The organism is Subsaximicrobium wynnwilliamsii, from assembly GCF_007997225.1.
Taxonomy (GTDB): domain Bacteria; phylum Bacteroidota; class Bacteroidia; order Flavobacteriales; family Flavobacteriaceae; genus Psychroserpens; species Psychroserpens wynnwilliamsii.
Window position 1 is genome coordinate 1 of sequence record NZ_VORM01000005.1, and the last position, 21,186, is coordinate 21,186.

Annotated in this window: 19 protein-coding genes and 1 pseudogene; 8 read left to right on the top strand and 12 right to left on the bottom strand. The window is 39.1% G+C overall.

Annotated elements, in window-relative coordinates; genetic code table 11:
• Positions 1-114: 114 nt before the first annotated feature.
• Positions 115-897, bottom strand: a complete 783-nt coding sequence (locus ESY88_RS05855) for a hypothetical protein (protein ID WP_147086629.1) — start codon at positions 895-897, stop codon at positions 115-117.
• Positions 898-1,147: 250 nt separating this feature from the next.
• Between ESY88_RS05855 and ESY88_RS05860 the strand changes: the two genes are divergently transcribed.
• Positions 1,148-3,019 (top strand): B12-binding domain-containing radical SAM protein, encoded by a 1,872-nt coding sequence (locus ESY88_RS05860; RefSeq protein WP_147086628.1) that lies wholly within the window; start codon positions 1,148-1,150, stop codon positions 3,017-3,019.
• Between the two features lie 234 nt (positions 3,020-3,253).
• On the opposite strand, the gene ESY88_RS05865 is transcribed toward ESY88_RS05860, so the two are convergent.
• The 3 genes from ESY88_RS05865 to ESY88_RS05875 form a co-directional block, all read right to left on the bottom strand.
• The gene (locus ESY88_RS05865; RefSeq protein WP_147086627.1) at positions 3,254-5,083 is read right to left on the bottom strand and encodes a DUF885 domain-containing protein; all 1,830 of its coding nucleotides are present in this window, start codon (positions 5,081-5,083) and stop codon (positions 3,254-3,256) included.
• Between the two features lie 672 nt (positions 5,084-5,755).
• Positions 5,756-6,070, bottom strand: coding sequence for an HPF/RaiA family ribosome-associated protein (locus ESY88_RS05870; protein WP_147086626.1), 315 nt, complete (start codon positions 6,068-6,070; stop codon positions 5,756-5,758).
• Between the two features lie 14 nt (positions 6,071-6,084).
• Positions 6,085-6,252 carry a hypothetical protein gene (locus tag ESY88_RS05875; protein ID WP_189702531.1) on the bottom strand — a complete coding sequence of 56 codons (168 nt, stop codon included), beginning with the start codon at positions 6,250-6,252 and terminating at the stop codon, positions 6,085-6,087.
• A 464-nt stretch (positions 6,253-6,716) separates the two neighbouring features.
• On the opposite strand from ESY88_RS05875, the gene ESY88_RS21665 reads away from it, so the two are divergent.
• Complete coding sequence (locus ESY88_RS21665; RefSeq protein WP_262713097.1) at positions 6,717-6,851, top strand: hypothetical protein; 135 nt, start codon at positions 6,717-6,719, stop codon at positions 6,849-6,851.
• 482 nt (positions 6,852-7,333) lie between these two features.
• Here ESY88_RS21665 and ESY88_RS05880 read toward each other — a convergent pair whose 3' ends face one another.
• From ESY88_RS05880 to ESY88_RS05890, 3 genes are all read right to left on the bottom strand, one after another.
• The gene (locus ESY88_RS05880) at positions 7,334-8,089 is read right to left on the bottom strand and encodes a DUF5995 family protein (protein WP_147086624.1); all 756 of its coding nucleotides are present in this window, start codon (positions 8,087-8,089) and stop codon (positions 7,334-7,336) included.
• A 293-nt stretch (positions 8,090-8,382) separates the two neighbouring features.
• The gene (locus ESY88_RS05885) at positions 8,383-8,964 is read right to left on the bottom strand and encodes a porin family protein (protein WP_189702532.1); all 582 of its coding nucleotides are present in this window, start codon (positions 8,962-8,964) and stop codon (positions 8,383-8,385) included.
• 106 nt (positions 8,965-9,070) lie between these two features.
• Positions 9,071-9,877, bottom strand: coding sequence for a DUF1853 family protein (locus ESY88_RS05890; protein WP_147086622.1), 807 nt, complete (start codon positions 9,875-9,877; stop codon positions 9,071-9,073).
• 906 nt (positions 9,878-10,783) lie between these two features.
• On the opposite strand from ESY88_RS05890, the gene ESY88_RS05900 reads away from it, so the two are divergent.
• Positions 10,784-11,905, top strand: coding sequence for a DEAD/DEAH box helicase (locus ESY88_RS05900; protein ID WP_147086620.1), 1,122 nt, complete (start codon positions 10,784-10,786; stop codon positions 11,903-11,905).
• A 507-nt stretch (positions 11,906-12,412) separates the two neighbouring features.
• Here the strand turns inward: ESY88_RS05900 and ESY88_RS21670 are convergent.
• Positions 12,413-12,538 (bottom strand): hypothetical protein, encoded by a 126-nt coding sequence (locus ESY88_RS21670; RefSeq protein WP_262713096.1) that lies wholly within the window; start codon positions 12,536-12,538, stop codon positions 12,413-12,415.
• Between the two features lie 68 nt (positions 12,539-12,606).
• Here ESY88_RS21670 and ESY88_RS05905 point away from each other — a divergent pair, with 68 nt between their 5' ends.
• Complete coding sequence (locus ESY88_RS05905) at positions 12,607-13,233, top strand: NADPH-dependent F420 reductase (RefSeq protein WP_147086619.1); 627 nt, start codon at positions 12,607-12,609, stop codon at positions 13,231-13,233.
• 225 nt (positions 13,234-13,458) lie between these two features.
• Here ESY88_RS05905 and ESY88_RS05910 read toward each other — a convergent pair whose 3' ends face one another.
• The 3 genes from ESY88_RS05910 to ESY88_RS05920 form a co-directional block, all read right to left on the bottom strand.
• The gene (locus tag ESY88_RS05910) at positions 13,459-13,755 is read right to left on the bottom strand and encodes a hypothetical protein (RefSeq protein ID WP_147086618.1); all 297 of its coding nucleotides are present in this window, start codon (positions 13,753-13,755) and stop codon (positions 13,459-13,461) included.
• Positions 13,756-14,148: 393 nt separating this feature from the next.
• On the bottom strand, positions 14,149-14,301 hold the full coding sequence (locus tag ESY88_RS05915) for a YqaE/Pmp3 family membrane protein (RefSeq protein ID WP_147086617.1): 153 nt from the start codon (positions 14,299-14,301) through the stop codon (positions 14,149-14,151).
• A 22-nt stretch (positions 14,302-14,323) separates the two neighbouring features.
• Positions 14,324-15,241 carry a mechanosensitive ion channel family protein gene (locus ESY88_RS05920; RefSeq protein ID WP_147086616.1) on the bottom strand — a complete coding sequence of 306 codons (918 nt, stop codon included), beginning with the start codon at positions 15,239-15,241 and terminating at the stop codon, positions 14,324-14,326.
• A 225-nt stretch (positions 15,242-15,466) separates the two neighbouring features.
• On the opposite strand from ESY88_RS05920, the pseudogene ESY88_RS05925 reads away from it, so the two are divergent.
• Positions 15,467-16,514: pseudogene (locus tag ESY88_RS05925) on the top strand (NAD(P)-dependent alcohol dehydrogenase).
• Between the two features lie 205 nt (positions 16,515-16,719).
• Here ESY88_RS05925 and ESY88_RS05930 read toward each other — a convergent pair.
• Positions 16,720-17,718 carry an NADP-dependent oxidoreductase gene (locus tag ESY88_RS05930; protein WP_147086615.1) on the bottom strand — a complete coding sequence of 333 codons (999 nt, stop codon included), beginning with the start codon at positions 17,716-17,718 and terminating at the stop codon, positions 16,720-16,722.
• A 146-nt stretch (positions 17,719-17,864) separates the two neighbouring features.
• Here ESY88_RS05930 and ESY88_RS05935 point away from each other — a divergent pair, with 146 nt between their 5' ends.
• The 3 genes from ESY88_RS05935 (at position 17,865) to ESY88_RS05945 (ending at position 21,156) form a co-directional block, all read left to right on the top strand.
• Positions 17,865-18,776, top strand: coding sequence for a YihY/virulence factor BrkB family protein (locus ESY88_RS05935; protein ID WP_147086614.1), 912 nt, complete (start codon positions 17,865-17,867; stop codon positions 18,774-18,776).
• Between the two features lie 303 nt (positions 18,777-19,079).
• Positions 19,080-20,648 (top strand): DEAD/DEAH box helicase, encoded by a 1,569-nt coding sequence (locus ESY88_RS05940; RefSeq protein WP_223270741.1) that lies wholly within the window; start codon positions 19,080-19,082, stop codon positions 20,646-20,648.
• Between the two features lie 103 nt (positions 20,649-20,751).
• A complete protein-coding gene (locus tag ESY88_RS05945; protein ID WP_147086613.1) occupies positions 20,752-21,156 on the top strand; it encodes a hypothetical protein in 405 nt (134 codons plus the stop codon).
• The last annotated feature ends 30 nt before the right edge of the window (positions 21,157-21,186 follow it).

Below are 21,186 nucleotides of genomic sequence, written 5' to 3' on the forward strand. Positions count from 1 at the left end.
CTCGTTCCTCTTTAAAATGTGTACGACAGCTCTTTTCGTCTGTGAAATGAACTCCAAAATCAAATATATTCATAATCAACTGTTTTAATATCAAGTGAATATACGATAATTATTTCATTTTAGGGCTGTTTGCGGATATACAAATTCATTTATATGATTAACATTCAATTCTGTAGCCTTAAAAATACAGATAGGAATTTCCTTGTTTTGAAGACTATAAAATTCTTTAAAAAGAGCAGTTTTTCCACAACCTCCTTCACCGGAAATAATAATATTTTCTTTCTTATTTGAAACTTTTATGATTTCTTCAATAATCTTACTTCTGTCAATTTTTATTTTTTTATCACCGAAAGGTATTTCTGTTTGAATTGCTTGTAAAATATTTTTATTATGATTTTTAATTTCATCAATTAATTTCCCCTCATTCGGTTCGAGGCTAAAAAAATCTTCGTAGATGTATTTATTTTCAGGTAACGTTAGTTGAAGTTCAAAATGGCTTGGTACACGCCATACTATTTCTAATTTTAGCTTTTTGGCTTCAGACTCAATATCGATATGAAATTTTGATTTTTTTTGTCCTTTTTTTGTGCTTTCTGAGAACTCTTCGTTCAAATAGAATAGAATCTTATTCAATTTAGGGTTTTCTCTTTTAGCTTTCTTAATCGACGAAATTATTTCTGATTTCTTACCTGAAAGAGGAACTCTGTAATATTTAGCCTGAAATCCATAATACTCTCCATCCTTTTCTAGAGGTTCTGTTTCTATTCCAGTTTGATTTTTATAACGGAATAATCCAATTCTATTTCCCAATTCGGCACAGAAAAGCAGATATGACATTTGTTCAAATGCCCACTCTTCTCGCTTATCATATTTTAAACAGAAAATATTCCAATTCATATTTCAACTAACTTGTCTTTTTGATTATCTAAAAGGTTGAGTGTGCCACTTGCTGCAAAAATTCGGATAAATACACATTTATATCTACCCACAATTATAAAGTTTAACTCAAATATAATTATTCAGTTCCATGATAGAACAAAAACTGTAAAGAACCAAATTTAAAGGTGGAGAAAAACCTAATATACCAACAACCAATTACCACCCCCAATTCCACCCACCATATTTCAAAGAACCATATCTTTGCAGCATGCAATCCAAAATCCTTTTTATAACCCCACCGTTTACCCAGTTGAACACCGCTTATCCGGCAACGGCATATTTAAAAGGATTTATGGGAGATCACGACATTGCTGTGCATTCCTGCGATTTAAGTATAGAACTCTTTACCACCATTTTTACGGGCGATTTTCTTCGCAGCATGTTTCAGGAAGCACAAGACTTGAAGCACTATGATTATCCCGAAGTTCGTAAAATGAAGGGCAAGTACATGCAATGCGTGGATGTTGTAATTCCGTTTCTTCAAAAGCAGGATCTTGAAACGGCGCATAAAATTCTGGAAGCTGATTTTTTACCATTGGGCCATAGACTGTCTAAAGTGAATACTACTATTAAATGGGAAGCTGGTGAGATAGGCATCATCGATAAAGCAAAACATTATGGAACGCTTTTTATTGAAGAGATAGGCGATTTTATTCAGGCGAATGTGGATGAGTTTTTTGCCTTTACGAAGTATGCCGAGCAAATTGCCACTTCTGCGAGTAGCTTTGATGAAATAGATGAATTTTTAAGTTTTCAGCCGACCATCATTGAAGCGGAAATGCTGGATATTTTAATGGAAACCATTAAAAAAGAGAAACCACTTTTAGTGTGCTTTACCATTCCTTTTCCCGGAAACTTGTTTGCAGCCTTGCGTTGTGCCCAATTTACCAAACAGTTTTTTCCTGATATTCCTGTTGCTTTTGGTGGCGGCTATTGCAACACCGAACTGCGTTCGCTTACAGATCCTCGGATTTTTGAATTTGTGGACTTTATTTCCTTGGACGATGGGGAAGGGCCTTTGCTCAAGATGGTTCAGTATCTGGAAGGTAAAGTTACCATAGATGATTTGGAACGGACCTATGTACTTGAAAACAATGCTGTTGTTTATAAGAATAAAATTCCAAACACCATTTACCACCATAGAAACTTACCGGCACCCGATTATTCTGGGTTGCCTTTTGATAAATATGTGTCTTTTCTGGATGTGGTGAACCCGATGCACCGCATGTGGACAGATGCCCGATGGAATAAAATGACCATCTCGCACGGCTGTTATTGGAAACAATGTTCGTTTTGCGATGTGAGCTTGGATTATATTGGAAATTACCAAAACACAACCGCTGAAGATTTGGTGGATAAAATTGAAAAAATAGTCAAAGATACCGGCATTACAGGGTTTCATTTTGTGGATGAAGCTGCGCCACCTAAAATGTTACGGGCTTTAGCCAATGCATTGTTAGAACGGAATGTTAAGATTACCTGGTGGACGAATATTCGTTTTGAAAAGACATTCAGCTTTGAGCTCTGTGAATTAATGGCAAAATCTGGTTGTATCGCTGTAACTGGAGGTTTGGAAGTGGCTTCAGATCGGTTATTGGCCAAAATGAAAAAAGGGGTTGATATTGCGCAAGTAACGCGCGTTACCCATAATTTTTCTTCAACCAATATCATGGTTCATGCGTATCTCATGTATGGATTTCCCACCCAAACGGAACAGGAAACCATTGATTCACTGGATGTGGTAAAGCAGTTGTTTGAACGCAATTGTATTCAGTCGGCTTATTGGCACCAGTTTACAACTACGGTTCATAGTCCCATTGGTAAGAATCCACAGGATTTTGGAATAACGATTACGGGACCTGTTTTTGAAGGCTTTGCCCAAAACGATTTATACCACGAAGATCCTCTAGGTGCCGATCATCCAAAATATACCAAGGGCTTAAACCTGGCATTGCACAATTATTTAAACGGAACAGGATTCGACGAAGAAATGCAACATTGGTTTGACTTTACGGTGCCTGCTACTAGTCAGCCGGCGGGGATGATTGAGGGGTTTTTGGGTGAAGTTGTTGGGGTTTAGTCTGTGAATTTAATAGTACTAAAATGGTTTCGTGAGGAACACGGGCGGGACTCCCGCGCCAGGGAAGTTGTTGGGGTTTAGTTTGAGAATTTAATAGTACTGGAATCGTTTCGTGGGAACACGGGCGGGATGCCCGCGCCAGCTGGGAACCGTGTTTTGATTGTTGATTAAAGGATTTATTTTTTAAAAGTTGGCGCGAGTATCTTGCTCGCGCCAACTTAGACCTCAGTTATCCTATTTTTTAGAAGAAATATATTCATCTACAAAATCTTCTAAAACATTTAAAGGAATTGCTCCATGGGAAAGAACTACTTCATGGAATTCACGAATGTCAAAATTTTCACCTAAAGCATCTTTAGCTTTTTGACGTAATTCTAAAATTTTCATCATTCCTATTTTATAGGCTGTTGCTTGGCCTGGCATTACGATATGTCTTTCAACCATTTTAACGGCATCCATTTCTGCATTTGGGGTATTTTCTGTATAATATTTTATCCCTTGCTCTCGTGTCCAATTTTTAGAATGTATGCCCGTATCTACTACCAATCTACATGCTCTCCACAATTCCATAGCCAAACGACCAAAATCTGAATAAGGATCTTCATAAAAGCCCATTTCTTTTGGAATAAATTCAGAATACAATCCCCAACCTTCTGTATAGGCTGTGTACCCACCAAACTTTCTAAACATAGGCACTTCTTCTAATTCTTGCTGAATTGCCAATTGCATGTGATGTCCGGGAATTCCTTCGTGATATGCCAATGCTTCCATCTGATAGTTTGGCATAGACTCCATATCATATAAGTTGGCATAATAAATTCCGGGTCTTGAGCCATCAGCTGCTGGGCGATTATAAAAGGCCTTTCCCGCAGACTTTTCTCTGAAAGGTTCAACGGCTTTTACTACAATGTCTGCCTTTGGCTTTGAAATAAATATTTCATCCAATCTAGTTTTCATACTGTCGATTAAATGCACCGCTTGTTTTAAATAAGCGTCTTTTCCTTTTTGATCTGCACTGTAATAAAACTGTTTGTCTGTTCTCATAAACTGAAAAAAGTCTTGTAAACTGCCTTCAAATCCTACTTGCTGGCGTATTGCATCCATTTCTCCATGAATTCTAGCAACTTCCGCTAAGCCTATTTTGTGGATTTCATCTGCAGTTAAATCTGTAGTTGTGGTTCTTTTTAATGCATTGTTATAAAATGCCTCACCGTCAGGAAATTTCCACGCGCCATCATCAGTATTCGCTCTTTCCTTTTGCTCTTTTATAAATGAAATGAGCCCTTCATAAGCTGGTTTTACAGAAGTTAATAAGGCTTGGTTTGCTTGTTTCTCTAAAGTAGTTTTTGCTTCATCATCAATCTCCAATTTGTTTACTTTATTCATAAAATCTTCTAATAATGTACTTTGCGTTTTAGAAGTGTCAAATGGTTGGCCAACTAATATATTTTCTGAATCTTGCACTACTTTATCATAAACAAATTTTGGAGGAGCAATGCCAATAGCTTCTCGTTCTTTTAGATTCTCGACCACTTGAGCGAAGTATTTGTTAAAACCATTCAATCTAGATATATAGGCCTCAGCATCTGCAACACTATCAATGCGATGCATGTTTACTAAGAATGCCGGCATACCAGATTGCGCACCAAACATTTGATTCACTGGGTAGTTGTGTAATCTGTATTTATAATCGTCAATACTATTTTCTACATTTTGTTTATAGAGTTTATAACTCAATAAGGCATCTTTTGAAAGTGCGGCTGCATTTACGGAATCTGTTAACCAAACAAGTTCTTCTTTGTTTATTTTCAAGTCTCTTTCTGATGCTTCAGGCGAATTATCATCGAGTTTTCCGTAATCCTTTTTTATTCCGAGTCTAGTTTGAAACTCTGGAGATAGATCCACTCTGGCATCAAATGACTTTTGAAAAAAATCATTCACTTTTTTGGATTCAGCCATAATCTCCACATCTGTATATGCTTTTTCAGTTTTTTCTTCTTTACAAGAAATTAATAATGTAAGTGTACAAAGAAGCAGTGTTGATTTCAAAAATAATTGTTTCATGTTTTTATTTTAGTGTTCGGACTTTTTTCTAAAAGTAATATTTTTTAAATAAGAATCCGCAAGAGGCTGAAAAAACCAAATAACATCCAGTCAATTAAGATTTATAAGTAGATTGGAACCAGACAATTAATTAGACCTGGCATTGCACAATTATTTAAACGGAACAGGTTTTGACGAAGAAATGCGACATTGATTTGACTTTCCGGTGACTGCGATGGTTGCGTGAGGGACACGGGCGGGAAGCCCGCGCCAGCGGGGTTTTTAGAGGAAATTATTGGAGTTTGGTATGTGAATTTAACAGTACTGGAATGGTCTTGTGAGGAATACGGTGACACGGGCGGGACGCCCGCGCCAGCGGGGGGTTTTTGGAGGAAGTTGTTGGGGTTTAGTATTGAATTTAATAGCACTGGAATGGTCTTGTGAGGAATGAGGGTGAACACGGGCGGGACGCCCGCGCCAGCGGGGATTTTGTTAACAGCAGCAAGCTTTTAGGCAAATTTCAAAATATAATAGCTTGCTTAAGTTCTAAAAGACATTTTAAGTTTTGAAATTAAAAATGAAAATCAGATAGGCTTAATTTTCAAATGATTGCGAATCAAGTCATATGCCTGCCTGCCGGTCAGGCAGGGTCTTAGGTCTTTGTAGGACAATATTATTTTATAATGATGAATTCTAATGTTTTTGGATTTTTCCAAGAATGCTTTCTACAGCGTTTTTTATTTTATCAATGGCACCTGTTAATGCAAGGTCTATGGTGTCTGCCTGATTAGTGACAGCAATAGGTTGCCTGCCTTCAAGTCTAGCTTCTAATAAACAAGAAATATCATTAAAACCATCCTTTTTCCCATTTTCATCTTTTAAGTGAACTTCTACTCTGGTAATATGAGATTCGAACCTTTCTAAAGCTTCTTCAATTTGAGAGGTAAAAAAATCTTCAGTTCTTTTTTCTCCAGAAATAGTCTTGTCTGTATTTATTTGTATTGTCATTTTATTATAGTTTTTTAATGTTCTTCTTTATAAGTTTTTATGATGCCATTCAGGGAGTCTAAATAGGCTTTTAGTTCTTTGTTGTTAGTTCCATTTTTCGTATCAGATAGGAAGGTTTTGGATACTTCAGTCATATCATTAACTAATTCTGGATATTCCTTATGAATTTCTAAGGTCGTCAATCGGATATTATTAATAAGTTTATTTTGAGAATCCATCGTTTATATGTTTTAAAAAAATTAAAGCAGCTTTAATTTAAAGTTGCTTTTAATAAATCCCATTTTGTTGTTTTAATGGTTTATTCGCAGTATAAGGCTTTAATACTAGAACATTACCAATACTGTCATAAAACCAAGAACATATGTAAAATGAGATTAACCATTAAAATGCTCATTTAACTTTGAGTTTAGCTAAAATTTTTTATGAGAAGGGTTCTTTGTAATGTCTAAACTTTTCGTTTTGACAAACAGCTGTTTAGAATTATGTTGCTTTTATTTAGGACGCTCTATTTAGTTCCATTGGTAAGAATCCGCAGGATTTTGGAAAAAGGATTACAGGTCTTGTTTTTAAAGCCTATGCTCAAAACGATTTATACCATGAATATCTCCAAGGCGCTGATCATCCAAAATATACCAATGGCTTAAACTTGGCACTGCATCATTATTTAAATGGAACAGGCTTCGACGAAGAAATGCAACATTGGTTTGAGTTTCCGGTGCCTGCTATTAGTCAGCCGGCGGGGTTGATTGATGGTTTTTTTGGTAAAGTTGTTGGGGTTTAGTCTGTGAATTTAATAGTACTAAAATGGTTTCGTGAGGAACACGGGCGGGACGCCCGAGCCAGCGAGGTAAATAAATAGTACTGGAATGGTTGCGTGGGGAACACGGGCGGGACGCCCGCGCCAGCGGGTGAGGTTGTTGGTGTTTAGTATTTGTATTTAATAGTACTGGAATGGTTGCGTGAGGACACGGGCGGGACGCCCGCGCCAGCGAGGTAAATAAATAGTACTGGAATGGTTGCGTGGGGAACACGGGCGGGACGCCCGCGCCAGCGGGTGAAGTTGTTGGGGTTTAGTATCGGAATTTAATATGACTGGAATGGTTGCGTGGGGAACACGGGCGGGACGCCCGAGCCAGCGGGGTTTAGTCTGTGAATTTAATAGTACTAAAATGGTTTCGTGAGGAACACGGGCGGACGCCCGCGCCAGCGGGGACGAAATGCCAGCGCAAGCTGGATTATTATTTGTTCAATGGCCACGTTCGCCTAATCTGCTCTTAATTTAGAAATGATGCTGCCCACTTGTTTCGTTTCAAACTTTTGAATGACCCTAAGAAAAAACCGAACCGTCCGTGTCTTAGGGGTTTTGATGCATTTACCAAGTTTAAGCACCAATTGATCTATGCTATTTATGGCTTGGCCACTTTTGTTTTCTCCTAATGACCATAGTAGGTTTGAGGCATTCCAGGATTGCCCACGCGCTTTACGCATGCTAAAATCAATGATCTTTTCATCTTTGTTTTCCCCAAGTACATCTAGAATAAACATTAAGGGCGATACCCGACTGAGCCGGTCTTGCAATTCATTGGTAATTTGAAGGAGAATGTCATTCACTTTATTGAAGTCCTCCTCAATATCAAGAATCTCCCTCCCAGACATGGTGTTTGCTGTGGCCACCGCAAGGTCGAGATTGATGTGAACGTTCATCCCTAACATGATATGTTGCACAATGGTCAAGGGCTCATGTACTTGATCAAAGGCGAAGGCCCAGGATGCACTTACCTGTTGATGACTTTTATAATCCCTGTAAGCATCCAAATATAAGTTGGCAAATGCTACATCCAATCGTTCTAAGTTCTGGTTATCCTTAAAATGACCAAGGGCAATCTCGGCAGCAACCTCAGCAGTGGTGCGTTTGTAGATATAGGCAAACAAGCCCATCCTGCTGTTGGTCTTGATGCTCTCATTGATAATGGCATCAAGCTCTTCAATAACATTTTTTATGGTGGTGGCACCTGGCATATTTCTATTGGTATTTACGCTGATGTTTCCCTGTCCGTCCTGGCAGACGGCTAGGTCGTTGCGCTTGTAGATGGGTAAACAGGTATTTTGATCTTGACTTTAAAAATACGAAATTTTGTATTCCAAACGCCATCTGCCACATTTTAAGATGTTGATGGTCATGCTTCTATGCGGGGGTGCACTCGCGCTAGCGAGGATGGTTGTTGTGAGTAAATTGAAGCTGCACACTGGAGGTGTCGCACTCGTGTAGGGCACGGGCGGGACGCCCGCGCCAGCGGGCTACAAGAAGTTTTTTACAAGTCTAAGTTATAACCTAAAGTTAATTGAAGAACAGTATTGGTTGCTTCAATATCAATATCTCTAAAAGGATTCGTTTGTTTGTATTCTACTTCGATTAATTTATTTAAACCTTGATATATATTAAATTCAATAAAAAAGTCCTTGATGTCAATTCCGATGCCTAAATTAAGTCCGTAGTCCAGACTTTCTAAGTCACCAAAATCAATTTCTTTCTTCTTTGTGTCAATTAAAAAACCAACTTGGGGTCCAAATAGAATATATGGTTTTTTAAAAAATTTAAAGTCGAGCGGAATATTTATATACGAAGTTTCATATTTTATGTTATTATCAAAATCTTCTCTGTTGCCTTGTTGAGAGAATAATAGCTTTGGTCTGAATGCAATTTTTTCTGTTAAAGGAAATTCATATAATCCTCCAATGTGAAAACTAAATGAATTACTACCTATATAACTAGATTTTAAAAATCCATCTGATAATGAGGAAGCGTTGATTCCTGCAAATACTCCAATTTTACCTTGAGAATACATATTAAATGAAATCAGAATTACTAATCCAATAAATAAATTTTTTTTCATTGCGTAAAGCGAGTTTGGTTTGAAACATTTGTGAGCTATCATATGCCACCAAATATAACCATTCAACCGGAATATCATCGGAACAACCACTAAAAACCGAAAAGCCCTACCACCAAACCAAAAACGCCTTCAGCAATTCGCCATTTGGTTTTTTTATCCAGAACATGGGCGATTTCTGCTGCTCCAAAAATGAATTCGAGTTTTTTTTGAAGCTTTCAAAAGTCTGCCAATCCACAAACGTATCCGGCTCTAAAAACCAATCCATTTTTGGGGGAATGTGAAATTTGGAGTCCGTGAATTCGCGAAGCTGATTGGGATACAAATAAAAACCCTTGACACAGCCTGGGTTGAGACTATCAAAACCACTCTCATTTTGATAGGGCACAAACAACTGCGCCTTAAACAACACCTTTTGCTGAAACTGTGTTGGCTTTAAATTGAGCTTTTCCAAAATGGGCCGGCAAAATTCAGAGTGGAGTAGTGGCAACTGCTGTTTTTGCAGCTTGTCCAGTTTTTCCTCCAAACTATCTCGGCGGTTGGGGCCAATCCATTTTTGGGTTTCCGTAAGGCCTAAAGTGGCATCGTAGAGATAGAATTTATAGACCATTTCCAAGTGAATGGGCTGCGAACCTTTTAGCAGCAAAGCATCCAGCTCGCCAACGGTGCGTTTTTGGTCTTGGATTTGCAGATTTTCAGCAAGAATCTCAAAATCTTTAAGAGCATCCAACTGATTGAACACAAAACGCTCTGCCAACTGACCTAAACGGAGTGGCCGCTCTAGCTTCCGAAGAAAAGTAGCTTGGTAATCGTGGATATCCAATTGCTGCAACTGTCTTATGGCATCGCCTTGCCACAACAAAGCCGTGTTGCAGAATCCAGAATATCGGGCTTGTAAAAGGGCTTGGTTGTTCATTTTGATTTGTGGCTGGAATTTACGGTTTTCTTTTTAAACTTGTTTTTTTAGAGAGAAGATGGTAGAGGGTAGAGGGTGGAAAATAGAAAATAGAACCTAGAGCCTAGACTTGAGGCTGACTAACTGAGAAGCCTGACTAATATAATTTGTGATTTGCTTATTTAATCGACAGAAAACACACAACAGACAACAGAAAACAGACAACAGCCAACAGAAAAAAAGAAAATAGAACCTAGAACATAGACTTGGGGCTTACTAACTGAGAGGCTTTATTCATTTGATTGTGGATTTACTGCTTCGGAAAACAGAAAACAGAAAACAGAGAACAGACAACAGAAATAAAGAAAATAGAACCTAGAGCATAGACTTGAGGCTGACTAATTGAGAGGCTTAATTCATTTGATTGTGGATTTACTGCTTCGGAAAACAGAAAACAGAAAACAGAGAACAGACAACAGAAAAAAGAAAATAGAACCTAGAACATAGACTTGAGGCTGACTAACTGAGAGGCTTTATTCATTTGATTGTGGATTTACTGCTTCGGAAAACAGAAAACAGAAAACAGACAACAGAAAAAAAGAAAATAGAACCTAGAGCCTAGACTTGAGGCTGACTAACTGAGAGGCTTTATTGATTTGATTGTGGATTAACTACTTCGGAAAACAGAAAACAGACAACAGAAAACAGACAACGGGCAACAGACAACAGAAAACAGAGAACAGAAAACAGAGAACAGAGAACAGAGAACGGGCAACAGAAAACAGACAACAGACAACGGGCAACAGACAACAGAAAACACACAACAAAAAACAGGCAACATGAGCTGCTTGGATGCTTTTTGTATAATTCGTTACCAACTAAAAAAGTCTTGACAAGTTCATTACCTTTGTGGCTTATTTAAAGATTATGGCAAATACATTTTCCGATTTGGGCATCAAGAACCAATTCATCAAAGGCTTGAAGGAACTCAGCATCAAAACCCCAACCGATATACAGGAGCAGGCAATCCCTACGCTTCTCAAAAACAACACCGATTTTATTGGTCTTGCACAAACGGGAACAGGGAAAACCGCAGCTTATGGCTTGCCAATCCTTCAAAATATTGATCCTAAAAACGACGAAATCCAAGCCTTGATCTTAGCGCCAACCCGTGAATTGGTGCAACAAATCCAAAAGCAACTCTTTAAATTCACTAAATATTGTGAGCATCAAATCTTTGCTGAAGGCATCTATGGTGGCGAGAAAATGGACATTCAGCTCAAGCGCATCCAACGAACCACGCACATCGTGGTTGCTACACCGGGACGCCTGCTCGATTTTATAGAACGTGGGGAAATCGACATCAAGAACATTCGCACCTTAGTGCTCGATGAAGCCGATGAAATGCTAAGCATGGGCTTTAAACAAGACCTGAACAAAATCTTAAACTATACCACGGGCACCCGTTATACCTGGTTGTTTTCGGCCACTTTTCCGGAGGACATTCAAAGCATGGTCAAAACCTACATGCATAAAGATGCGGTCACAGTTGAAATTGACAAGAATAGCTTGGTCAACGCCAATATTTCACACCATTATATCGTGACCTCAATCAAGGAAAAAACCAATGTGATTGCACGTCTTTTGGATAAATACGATGACGACAGAGGCATTATTTTTACCAGAACAAAAGCAGGTGCCATGCAACTCACAGAAAATTTAAAGGCGGAAGGCTTTGCTGTGGAAGCACTTCAAGGCGATATGCAACAAAAGGAGCGTGACAAGGTCATGCGTGCCTTTAAAAACCAATCCTTACAATATTTGATTTCTACAGATGTGTCTGCACGGGGGATTGACGTCAACAACCTCGCCTTCGTGATCCACCACCAACTGCCAGATCAACAGGAATACTACACCCACCGAAGCGGAAGAACCGCCAGAGCAGGTAAAACAGGAGAATCCATCGCCTTGATTATTTCTGGGGAAGAGCAGGAGATTCAAAAACTGCAAAAGGATCTGGATATTAAGTTTAAGCAATTGACTTTTTGATTTTCGATTTTCGATTTACGATTTGGGATTTACGATTGAAGATTAACGATTAACGATTTTTGATTTTTGAACGCATAAATACTGAATACTAAAAGCTGAACGTCGAATATCGAAGTTTAAAGCCGTCGTTGGATTGACGATTTGGGATTAACGATTGAAGATCAGCGATTTTTGATTTTTGAAGGCATAAATACTGAATACCGAATACCGAATGCTGAAAGCTGAACGTCGAATATCGAAGTTTAAAGGCGTTGTTGGATTGACGATTTGGGATTAACGATTGACGATTGACGATTGAAGATTAACGATTAACGATTTTTGATTTTTTGAACGCATAAATACTGAATACCGAATACCGAATACCGAATTCCGAATTCCGAATACCGAAGTTTAAAATCCGTCGTTGGATTGACGATTTGGGATTAACGATTGACGATTGACGATTGATGATTAACGATTTTTGATTGTTGAACGCATAAAGTACCACTACCCACTACCCACTACCTTCTAACTTCTAACTTTTTCAAGTTCAAATTCAATTTCAATTTCAAGTTCAATTTCAAGTTCAAGTTCAAGTTCAAGTTCAAATTCAATTTCATTTTTTCCGATTGCATCAAAACCTATCTCATTCAAGTTGAACTGATTCCCACTTTTTTAGCATATTGCAATTCATACAAGTTAAACACACAAAACACAATATCATGAAAATAGGAGTAATAGGAAGTGGAAACATAGGTGGAAATTTAGGAAAGCACTGGGCGAAGGCAGGACATGAAGTCTTGTTTAGTTCAAGACACCCCGAGCAATTGGGCGATTTGGTACGCGAGTGTGAAGGAAATGCCAAGGCAGTAAGCGTTGCTGAAGCCTTTGAAGCCAATGCAGATGTGTATTTATTGGCAACACCGTTCAAAGCCATTGATGAGTTGGCCGAATTATACGCTGGCGAATACGGCGACCGTGTGATCATTGATGCGACCAATCCCTATCCAGAGCGCGATGGCAAAATGGCCAAAGACGTTAAGGAAAGCAATCGCAATGCATCGGAATATATAGCGATGAAATTCAACACCGCCAAAACCGCAAAAGCATTCAACACCATCCATGCGGAACATCTAAAAAATCGCGCCTGGAGAACCAATGATAAAATTGCGATTCCGTTTGCAGCCCAAGATGCCGATTCTAGTGCAAAAACGAAACAGCTCATTGAGGACATAGGTTTCGATTCGGTTTACGTTGGCGATTTAACCAAGACCAAACAAATGGATCCTGACCAGAAATTATATGGGAAATCGGTGGGAAGACAAGAACTTGAGGATTTAATGCGTTGAGAAGAAACCTGTGAGCTGAGACGGATTTCATATAATTCATAAGCTATTGCGATAGTATCGGCTTTCCGCTTATTCAAAATATTGAACCAAAAAAAGACTGCAATTTGCAGTCTTTTTTGATTTAATAACAGCTCCGTGAATTGAAGTCTAGTACCTAGTAATAGATTGAAAAGACTTGATGCTTCGTTCTGTGCACAGTGTGTGCCGTTGGGCAGCATCTTATATTTATTTCACGTGTTCTGTCGTGTTTTCCAAATCCTCGTTTCCAGGTCCACCTTGACTGTACATCTGGTTTTCTTCGTCTTTGAGGCTTTTGTGATTGGTGTTTTTAGGAAGATCTCTTCCGGGAACGTCTAGATCGCTTCCTGCAAAATCCACAGCCTCTTCACGTTCTTTCAATAATTCATCGTCGCTTAAATCGGTGTGTAGATTCCCAGCTTTGTCGCCTAAGGCTTTCTTATCTTCCTTGGTGATTTCTGGATTGTAAGTTTCTTGTTTTTTATCTTTTTTCTCGTTTGACATGTTGTTTGATTTTAAAATTAATATTAGTGTAAGTCGCTATAAAATAAGCTCTAAAGTTTATATATCAAGGCTTTAGTTTAAAATAACTGTTATGGTTAAAACAACCGATTTTTGGCGTTTTGGCTCCCTTTAGTCCCCATATCTATCGGGAGGGGCAAAAACAAAATGCCGACAATCCAATTACTTTTTGCCTGACCCTAAAAGGGAATAATCGGATTTTCTAGGTTTGAGCCAAATTATAAGATTTATAATTTCAATTTTAGTAATAATACCGACGCCAGGTTAACCTAAAACCTATATCAATAACCTCGGGACAAGCCCATGAGGTATGAATTGAATTATGCTCTTTGTGCTTCAAGGCAAGCCTCGGGAAATAAAAACCTCTGCAGTGATTTACGAATTCACATAAAATGCATAAATCACACCTGGCAGCCATCCTACGAAAGTTAACAGCAGGCTTATCAAAAATTCCTTGCCCAACCCGTGGTTTAAGAAAACCGCCAATGGTGGCAATAAGATACATAAAATGATAGTTAATAAAGACATATGATATAGTTTTAGTATTAGTTTAAGATTTTGGTTTTGGATCGCTTTCCACAATGTCCTTGGCTAAACGCACCGGAAATTCTTTTTGGCCACCATATAATTTGATTTCTTGAATATCGGCAGGCATGTAGTAGCCATTGTCTTCCAAGGCTTCCTTCACGTTTCTTACCACGTTACCTTTTGTAATGAGCGCCATGCGTCTAAAATCCATGGTATCTACCCAAAAGAAGACCTTCAGATTAACGGTACTTGTGGCCAGTTGGTCTTCAATCACAAAATTCTCGTGTTCGGCATCTTCAATCACATTGGGAATTTTCCGCAGTGCTTCCATGACCGTCTTCTTGGCCCCTTCAATATTATCTTCGTAAGCAATCCCAATGATAAAGTCCCAACGGAAAAATCCGTCTTCAGTATAATTGGTCACGGGTTTTGTAAGCACGTCACTGTTGGGAATATACACATCTTTTCCGTCGAAGGTTTTCAGTTTGGTGTAACGAAATTCCATGGTTTTCACTTTTCCGAAGTTTTCGCCAATCTCCACCGTGTCATTGACATTGAATGGTCGGTTGAAGGCCAAAATGATTCCAGCGATAAAATTCTCGCCAATATCCTTGAAGGCAAAACCCAAGACCACTGCACCGGCACCAGCGGCAGTAAGAACTCCTGTGGCAATGCCGCCCAGACCTGCAGCCCGCAGCCCTATCATAACAGAAATAATAATCAAAATGTATTTGATCGATTGTCCTAAAAACTTACTCATTAAAGGATCATGGGTTTTTGCGGAAATGCGACGTCTTGCAAATTGGCCCAACCAAGAGGCGATGAGCACTCCCAAAACCACGATGAGTACGGCCAAAGCTATTTTAGGAAGTTGTGCCACCAACTGGTCGAAAAAATAAGTGAAGGATTCGCTTAAAAATGATGTGTCGCTCGCAATCATATACAATGGGTTGGTTAGAACTCCAATATATTCTGAAGGCAACTATAAATTTAACCGTATCCCATTAAATAATACTCCGTATGCTGTTAATGCTGAAGGCCTATTTGATTATTGCATTAGCATTATGAGCAAATGAGTTAAAAGCTATGTATAAAAAGCCATAAATTCAATAACTTTGAAAAAGTGCGCAGTATATTCTGTAAAAAACAGTAAACAAATAGATTTATGAGTAAGATAAAGGCATACGGAGCACAAGATAGTGGCGCCGATCTAAAGGAAATGCAAATTGAACGACGCGAACTCAAACCCGATGATATCCAAATAAAAATTACCTATTGTGGCGTTTGTCACAGTGATATCCATCAAGTTGAAAATGATTGGAAAAAACTCAAAATACCCAGTCGTTCCTGGGCATGAGATTGTAGGCCGAGTGGTTGCAGTAGGCAAGGACGTAAAAAACCATAAGAAAGATGATTTGGTGGGTGTTGGCTGTATGGTTGATTCCTGTCAAGAGTGCAGTGCCTGTAAAGATGATTTAGAACAATTTTGCGAAAAAGGCATGGTTGCGACCTACAATGGTAAAGACAAACATATGGGCGGACATACCTTTGGCGGATATTCTGAAATGATTATCGTGCGTGAGGAATTTGTGCTGAGCGTTCCAAAAAATTTGGATGAAAAAGCAGTGGCACCGCTATTGTGTGCAGGAATCACTACCTATTCTCCTTTAGCACATTGGAAAATCAAGAAAGGCGATAAAGTTGGCGTTATCGGTCTTGGTGGATTAGGACACATGGGCATCAAATTTGCAGACGCCATGGGCGCTCACGTAGTTATGATAACCACTTCTCCAGAAAAAGCAGGAGATGCCAAATCGCTGGGAGCAGATGAAGTCTTGATTTCAAAAGATGAGGACGCAATGAAGAAACACGCAGGAAGTTTTGATTTTTTATTGAATACCGTTCCCGTGAAACATGATGTGAATCCTTATCTGCAATTGCTGAAACGCGATTCAACCATGGTCATGGTGGGCGCGATCGAACCCTTAGAGCCTATGCACGGTGGAAACCTGATTATAGGCCGAAAAAGTATCGCTGGCTCATTGATTGGTGGAATCAAGGAAACTCAGGAAATGCTTGATTTCTGTGGAGAACACAACATTGTGAGTGATATTGAATTGATTGACATCGACACAATAAACACTGCCTATCAACGTGTTAAGGACTCTGATGTGAAGTACAGATTCGTAATTGACATGGAATCCTTGAACTAGGAATCTTTGAACTTTGAACATTAAAAAACGGAACGCTTTTTCTGAAGCGTTCCGTTTTTTTTATAAATCCACTTTTAGAGTTTAGAAGTCTAGAGTCTAGACGCTAAAAAAGTCAATTAACCCGAGGCAAACCCATGAGGTATAAATTGAAAGATGTTCATTGTATTTCGAGGCAAGCATCGGGTAATAAAACCCTCTGGAGGGATTAAATCTTCACAACCATTTTCCCGGTATTCTCGCCCTCAAATAAGCCCATAAATGCTTCTGGGATGTTCTCAAAACCTTCCTTGATGGTTTCCTCATGCGTTAGTTTGCCTTCCTTAAGGTATTTACCCAATTGCTTGCGCGCTTCATCAAATTTAGCTTCATAGTTAGACACTATAAACCCTTGCATCAAGGCACTGTTTTTGATCAAAAATGGTCTCACGCTCACTCCCCTAGGCACGGAGGTTTCATTATAAGTTGCAATGGCGCCACAATTGATGGTTCGCATAAACTTGTTGATGTTGTAAAGCACCGCATCAGAAATCTCGCCGCCCACATTATCAAAATAAATATCCACACCATCCTTGCAGGTTTCAGCAATCGCTTTTCTCATATTCTCGGTAGTCTTGTAATTGATACCGGCATCAAAACCGAATTTGGATTTCAGTTTTTCCACTTTGGCATCGGTGCCAGCGATCCCAGCCACATGGCAACCCATTATTTTCCCGAGTTGACCCACAATACTCCCTACAGCCCCGGCAGCGCCAGAGACGACTAAAGTCTCGCCTTTTTTGGGTTTTCCAATTTCAGTAAAACCTAAATAAGCGGTCAGGCCTGTGAGTCCTAGAACACCCAAATAAGCGGTTAAAGGCACATTTTTATCGTCAATCTTGGTGAGATTTTTTCCGTCGGAAATCTGCTCTTTTTTCCACGGAAGCATGCCCGTCACTACATCGCCTTTTTTGAAATCGTCGTTTTTGGTTTCAATCACTTCAGCAACGACCATAGAAGCGATTGGCGCATCAAGTTCAAAGGGTGGCATGTACGATTTTTCATCGCGCATACGACCTCTTAAATAAGGATCTACAGAAACATATTTCAATTTCAGCTGGATCTCGCCAGATTTCAAATCGGCTAATTCCTCATCTATGAATTCAAAATCAGATGATTTTGGCTTGCCTTCGGGTCTGTGTTTTAGGATAATAGTTTTGGTCTTCATGAGTTTTTCTGGTTTTTGATGTCCTTCAAGTTACAAAATCAAGCTATTTTTGTGGGCTAAAAGGTTTAGGTTTAAGAGGACTTTAACCATTGAGAACCTATCTGTTTATTATATTAATGATCTAACCGAAATCCCTATTCAAAGCTATGGTATCAAAAGCGCTTAGTCTCAAGAATATTCCGAAATTAATGGGTAAAACGGCTAAGGTTTGGTTTAACGATGAACCCTTCCGCTTAAGCGCCATCATTGCTTATTATGCCATTTTATCATTGCCAGCATTGATCATCATCATCATGAACGTTGTGGGTGGCATTTGGGGTAAGGAAATCGTTCAAGGCGAGCTTCTAGGGGAGATTTCTGAAGCGATTGGGACGGAAGCTGCGGAATCGATTCGCATGATGATCGTGGATCAAGGTGACAAATCCACCTCCTTATTTGCCACAATTGTGGGTATTGGCACGCTTCTTTATGGTGCAACAGGGGTCTTTTTTCAGCTTCAGGAATCTTTTGATAAAATTTGGAAAACTAAACCAAAATATACCAACGGCATCATCGCGACAATCATGAGCCGCTTGAAGAGCATCGGATTCATTTTGATACTGGGCTTTTTATTACTGGTAAGTTTTGTGCTCACGTCCTTGCTGAGTACTTTCAGCAATAGACTTGAGCTATTTCTGCCAGAAAAGCTGCTCAAATATGTTTTCATTTTTGACATACTTATCTCATTAGGATTCATTTATGTGCTTTTCGGGGCCATGTTTAAATTTCTACCAAGCAAACCCATTTCTTGGAAAGCCGTTAGAGTAGGTGCTGCCATTACTGCCATTTTATTTATCATTGGGAAATATCTTCTCGCCATTTATTTTAGCACGATGCAACCTGGTTCTACGTATGGCGCTGCCGGTTCCATCATACTTGTGATGCTTTGGGTCTCTTATTCGAGTTTGATCTTGTTTTATGGCGCCCATTTTACCAAGGTATATGCCGATGAATATGGATTGAGCATTGATAATAATGATGACGAAGCACTCGACGAGGCGCTTGAAGAAATCAATTGATTTTATGCTGCGGAAGGATTTTTTTTGAGTCAATATAAATTAATATTTTATCCAACTAGAGTTGAATGTTTGGCTAAAAGGGGATTTAATCACTCATCAAATTCTGAAAAATTCGTTTTTGAACTTAATCAATAACCCCAGTGCAAGCCACAAGGCATGAATTGAAAGGTGTGTTTTGTATTTCTAGGCAAGCCTTGGGGAATAAAAGCCTTTGGAGGGATAAAAATGGCAATATCAGTAGCTTTTAGACGAATTGCGCTCATTTTTCTTCTTTAACTTACACAAAGAGTTTATTTTTGCACTATGGAAAAAGCGATCATGACCGATAAAGATTTAGGGCTTCAGGACAAAAAAACAGATAAGGAATTATACAGTTACCAAAAAGGAGCCATTGACCAGATTTTCGATAAGTTCGAAACCGCGGCAGACGATTACCACCTGTTGTACCAATTGCCAACTGGTGGAGGGAAAACGGTCATTTTTTCTGAAATTGTTCGCCAATACCTTAAAACGCACAAGAAAAAAGTACTGGTCATGACCCACCGTATTGAGCTGTGCAAGCAAACTTCAAAAATGCTTACCAGCTTTGGCGTTTCCAATAAAACGATTGATAGCAAGGCCAATCTCGACGATCAAGAAGATTATAGTTGCTACGTCGCCATGGTCGAGACGCTCAATAACCGATTAAATGAAGAAAAACTCGATATTTCTGATGTAGGTTTGGTCATCATCGATGAGGCGCATTATAACAGTTTCACCAAACTCTTCAAGTTTTTTGAGAATGCTTTTCTATTAGGCGTTACCGCAACCCCTCTGAGTTCGAACAAAGATTTGCCAATGAAAGGCAATTATAACGAACTCATTGCCGGCGAATCCATTGGTGCCTTGATTGAAAATGAATTTTTGGCCAGGGCAGATGTGTATCAATATGATATGGGCTTAACCTCACTCGAAGTGGGCAGTAATGGCGATTACACCGTAAAATCTTCCGAAGATCTCTATTCGAGTCCGGCCATGTTGGATAAGTTGTTGGAGGCTTATAGAAAGCATTCCGACGGAAAAAAAACACTCATCTTCAATAACGGAATCAATACCTCCATCATGGTGTATCACACCTTTAAAGAGGCTGGTTTACCTGTGATGCATTTAGATAATACCGCAACCAAAAAACAGCGAAAGCAGATTTTAAATTGGTTTAAAGAAACTCCAAACGCCATTCTAAGTTCGGTAAGCATCTTAACCACCGGTTTTGATGAGCCTACCATTGACACCATTATATTGAACAGGGCCACAAAATCATTGACCTTATATTACCAGATGATTGGTCGTGGTTCACGTATCCTCAACAATAAGTCCAAATTCACAGTCATTGATTTAGGTAACAATAACTACCGTTTTGGGCCTTGGGGCGCAGATTTAGATTGGAATACCATTTTTAGTTCGCCAGATTATTACATGGATAAATTGATGGACGATGAGGCCATCGAAGGTCAGTTTCGACACGAGCTGCCCGAAGAGATTCGCAAAGAATTCTCTAAGTCTGAAGAGGTCTATTTTGATATTGAGCAAGTTTATAAAGACGCCACTTTTGGCGGCGAATCATCAAAAGTGGTCTTGGAGCGTTCCATAGAACAGCACGCTAAAATCTGTATTGAAAACAGCGAGGATGTCTATGATGCCTTGGCCTTGGCCAAATTATTGGAAGATGATATTGATAACCGTATTGATGTCTATGCCAAATGCATTAGCAAAAGCACTTATAATTTCTTGAAATGGTTGCGAGATGATTACAAGCAAAAGCTAAAAAGTTATTTGCGCTCCAATTTTGACGAAGTTTTTGAGCAAATTCATGGGCACCCACCAGAAGAGTGATTCCTGCAATCGTTCTGCATAGGCTTTAGGTCAAAATGTTAACAAAGCATTAAAAGCACGGCTTGTGACGCTTGTTTTCATTACATTAAAGAAAACATACACCATGAAGCGATTAGCCACATTAATTCTCTTTTTTACAATTTCCACTGGGTTTGCTCAGGGGTATCCACAAATTGAAGGAGCTTCCAGCAGCATCACCGAAACAGCCGATAGCATTACCGACGCCTACGACCAGAAGTTGTCAATGACTTCACAGCAAAAAGCAATTTTCAAAATAAGGGTTGAAGATTTTCTGAAAATACGCCAAAACATCATGGCCACTAAAACAGGAAAAGATCAGCTAAATGCTTTGGTCAATCTTCAAGCGGAAGAAACACTTGCGATGAATGATGTTTTGACCAGACTCCAAATGCGCGTCTATAAAAAGGTCAAACGCGAAATCCAACCTTTAAAGGTGGTCGATATGCCCAATGACGCTTCAAAATCAAAAAAAAAGAAGAAAGAGTAATCTATGATCATGACGGAAATGATATTTAGA

What these genes read in the sequence shown, in the direction of transcription:
- ESY88_RS05855 (WP_147086629.1), bottom strand. Translation starts at nt 897, where the DNA reads ATGAATTGGAATATTTTCTGTTTAAAATATGATAAGCGAGAAGAGTGG.
- ESY88_RS05860 (WP_147086628.1), top strand. Translation starts at nt 1,148, where the DNA reads ATGCAATCCAAAATCCTTTTTATAACCCCACCGTTTACCCAGTTGAAC.
- ESY88_RS05865 (WP_147086627.1), bottom strand. Translation starts at nt 5,083, where the DNA reads ATGAAACAATTATTTTTGAAATCAACACTGCTTCTTTGTACACTTACA.
- ESY88_RS05870 (WP_147086626.1), bottom strand. Translation starts at nt 6,070, where the DNA reads ATGACAATACAAATAAATACAGACAAGACTATTTCTGGAGAAAAAAGA.
- ESY88_RS05880 (WP_147086624.1), bottom strand. Translation starts at nt 8,089, where the DNA reads ATGCCAGGTGCCACCACCATAAAAAATGTTATTGAAGAGCTTGATGCC.
- ESY88_RS05885 (WP_189702532.1), bottom strand. Translation starts at nt 8,964, where the DNA reads ATGAAAAAAAATTTATTTATTGGATTAGTAATTCTGATTTCATTTAAT.
- ESY88_RS05890 (WP_147086622.1), bottom strand. Translation starts at nt 9,877, where the DNA reads ATGAACAACCAAGCCCTTTTACAAGCCCGATATTCTGGATTCTGCAAC.
- ESY88_RS05900 (WP_147086620.1), top strand. Translation starts at nt 10,784, where the DNA reads ATGGCAAATACATTTTCCGATTTGGGCATCAAGAACCAATTCATCAAA.
- ESY88_RS05905 (WP_147086619.1), top strand. Translation starts at nt 12,607, where the DNA reads ATGAAAATAGGAGTAATAGGAAGTGGAAACATAGGTGGAAATTTAGGA.
- ESY88_RS05910 (WP_147086618.1), bottom strand. Translation starts at nt 13,755, where the DNA reads ATGTCAAACGAGAAAAAAGATAAAAAACAAGAAACTTACAATCCAGAA.
- ESY88_RS05915 (WP_147086617.1), bottom strand. Translation starts at nt 14,301, where the DNA reads ATGTCTTTATTAACTATCATTTTATGTATCTTATTGCCACCATTGGCG.
- ESY88_RS05920 (WP_147086616.1), bottom strand. Translation starts at nt 15,241, where the DNA reads ATGATTGCGAGCGACACATCATTTTTAAGCGAATCCTTCACTTATTTT.
- ESY88_RS05930 (WP_147086615.1), bottom strand. Translation starts at nt 17,718, where the DNA reads ATGAAGACCAAAACTATTATCCTAAAACACAGACCCGAAGGCAAGCCA.
- ESY88_RS05935 (WP_147086614.1), top strand. Translation starts at nt 17,865, where the DNA reads ATGGTATCAAAAGCGCTTAGTCTCAAGAATATTCCGAAATTAATGGGT.
- ESY88_RS05940 (WP_223270741.1), top strand. Translation starts at nt 19,080, where the DNA reads ATGGAAAAAGCGATCATGACCGATAAAGATTTAGGGCTTCAGGACAAA.
- ESY88_RS05945 (WP_147086613.1), top strand. Translation starts at nt 20,752, where the DNA reads ATGAAGCGATTAGCCACATTAATTCTCTTTTTTACAATTTCCACTGGG.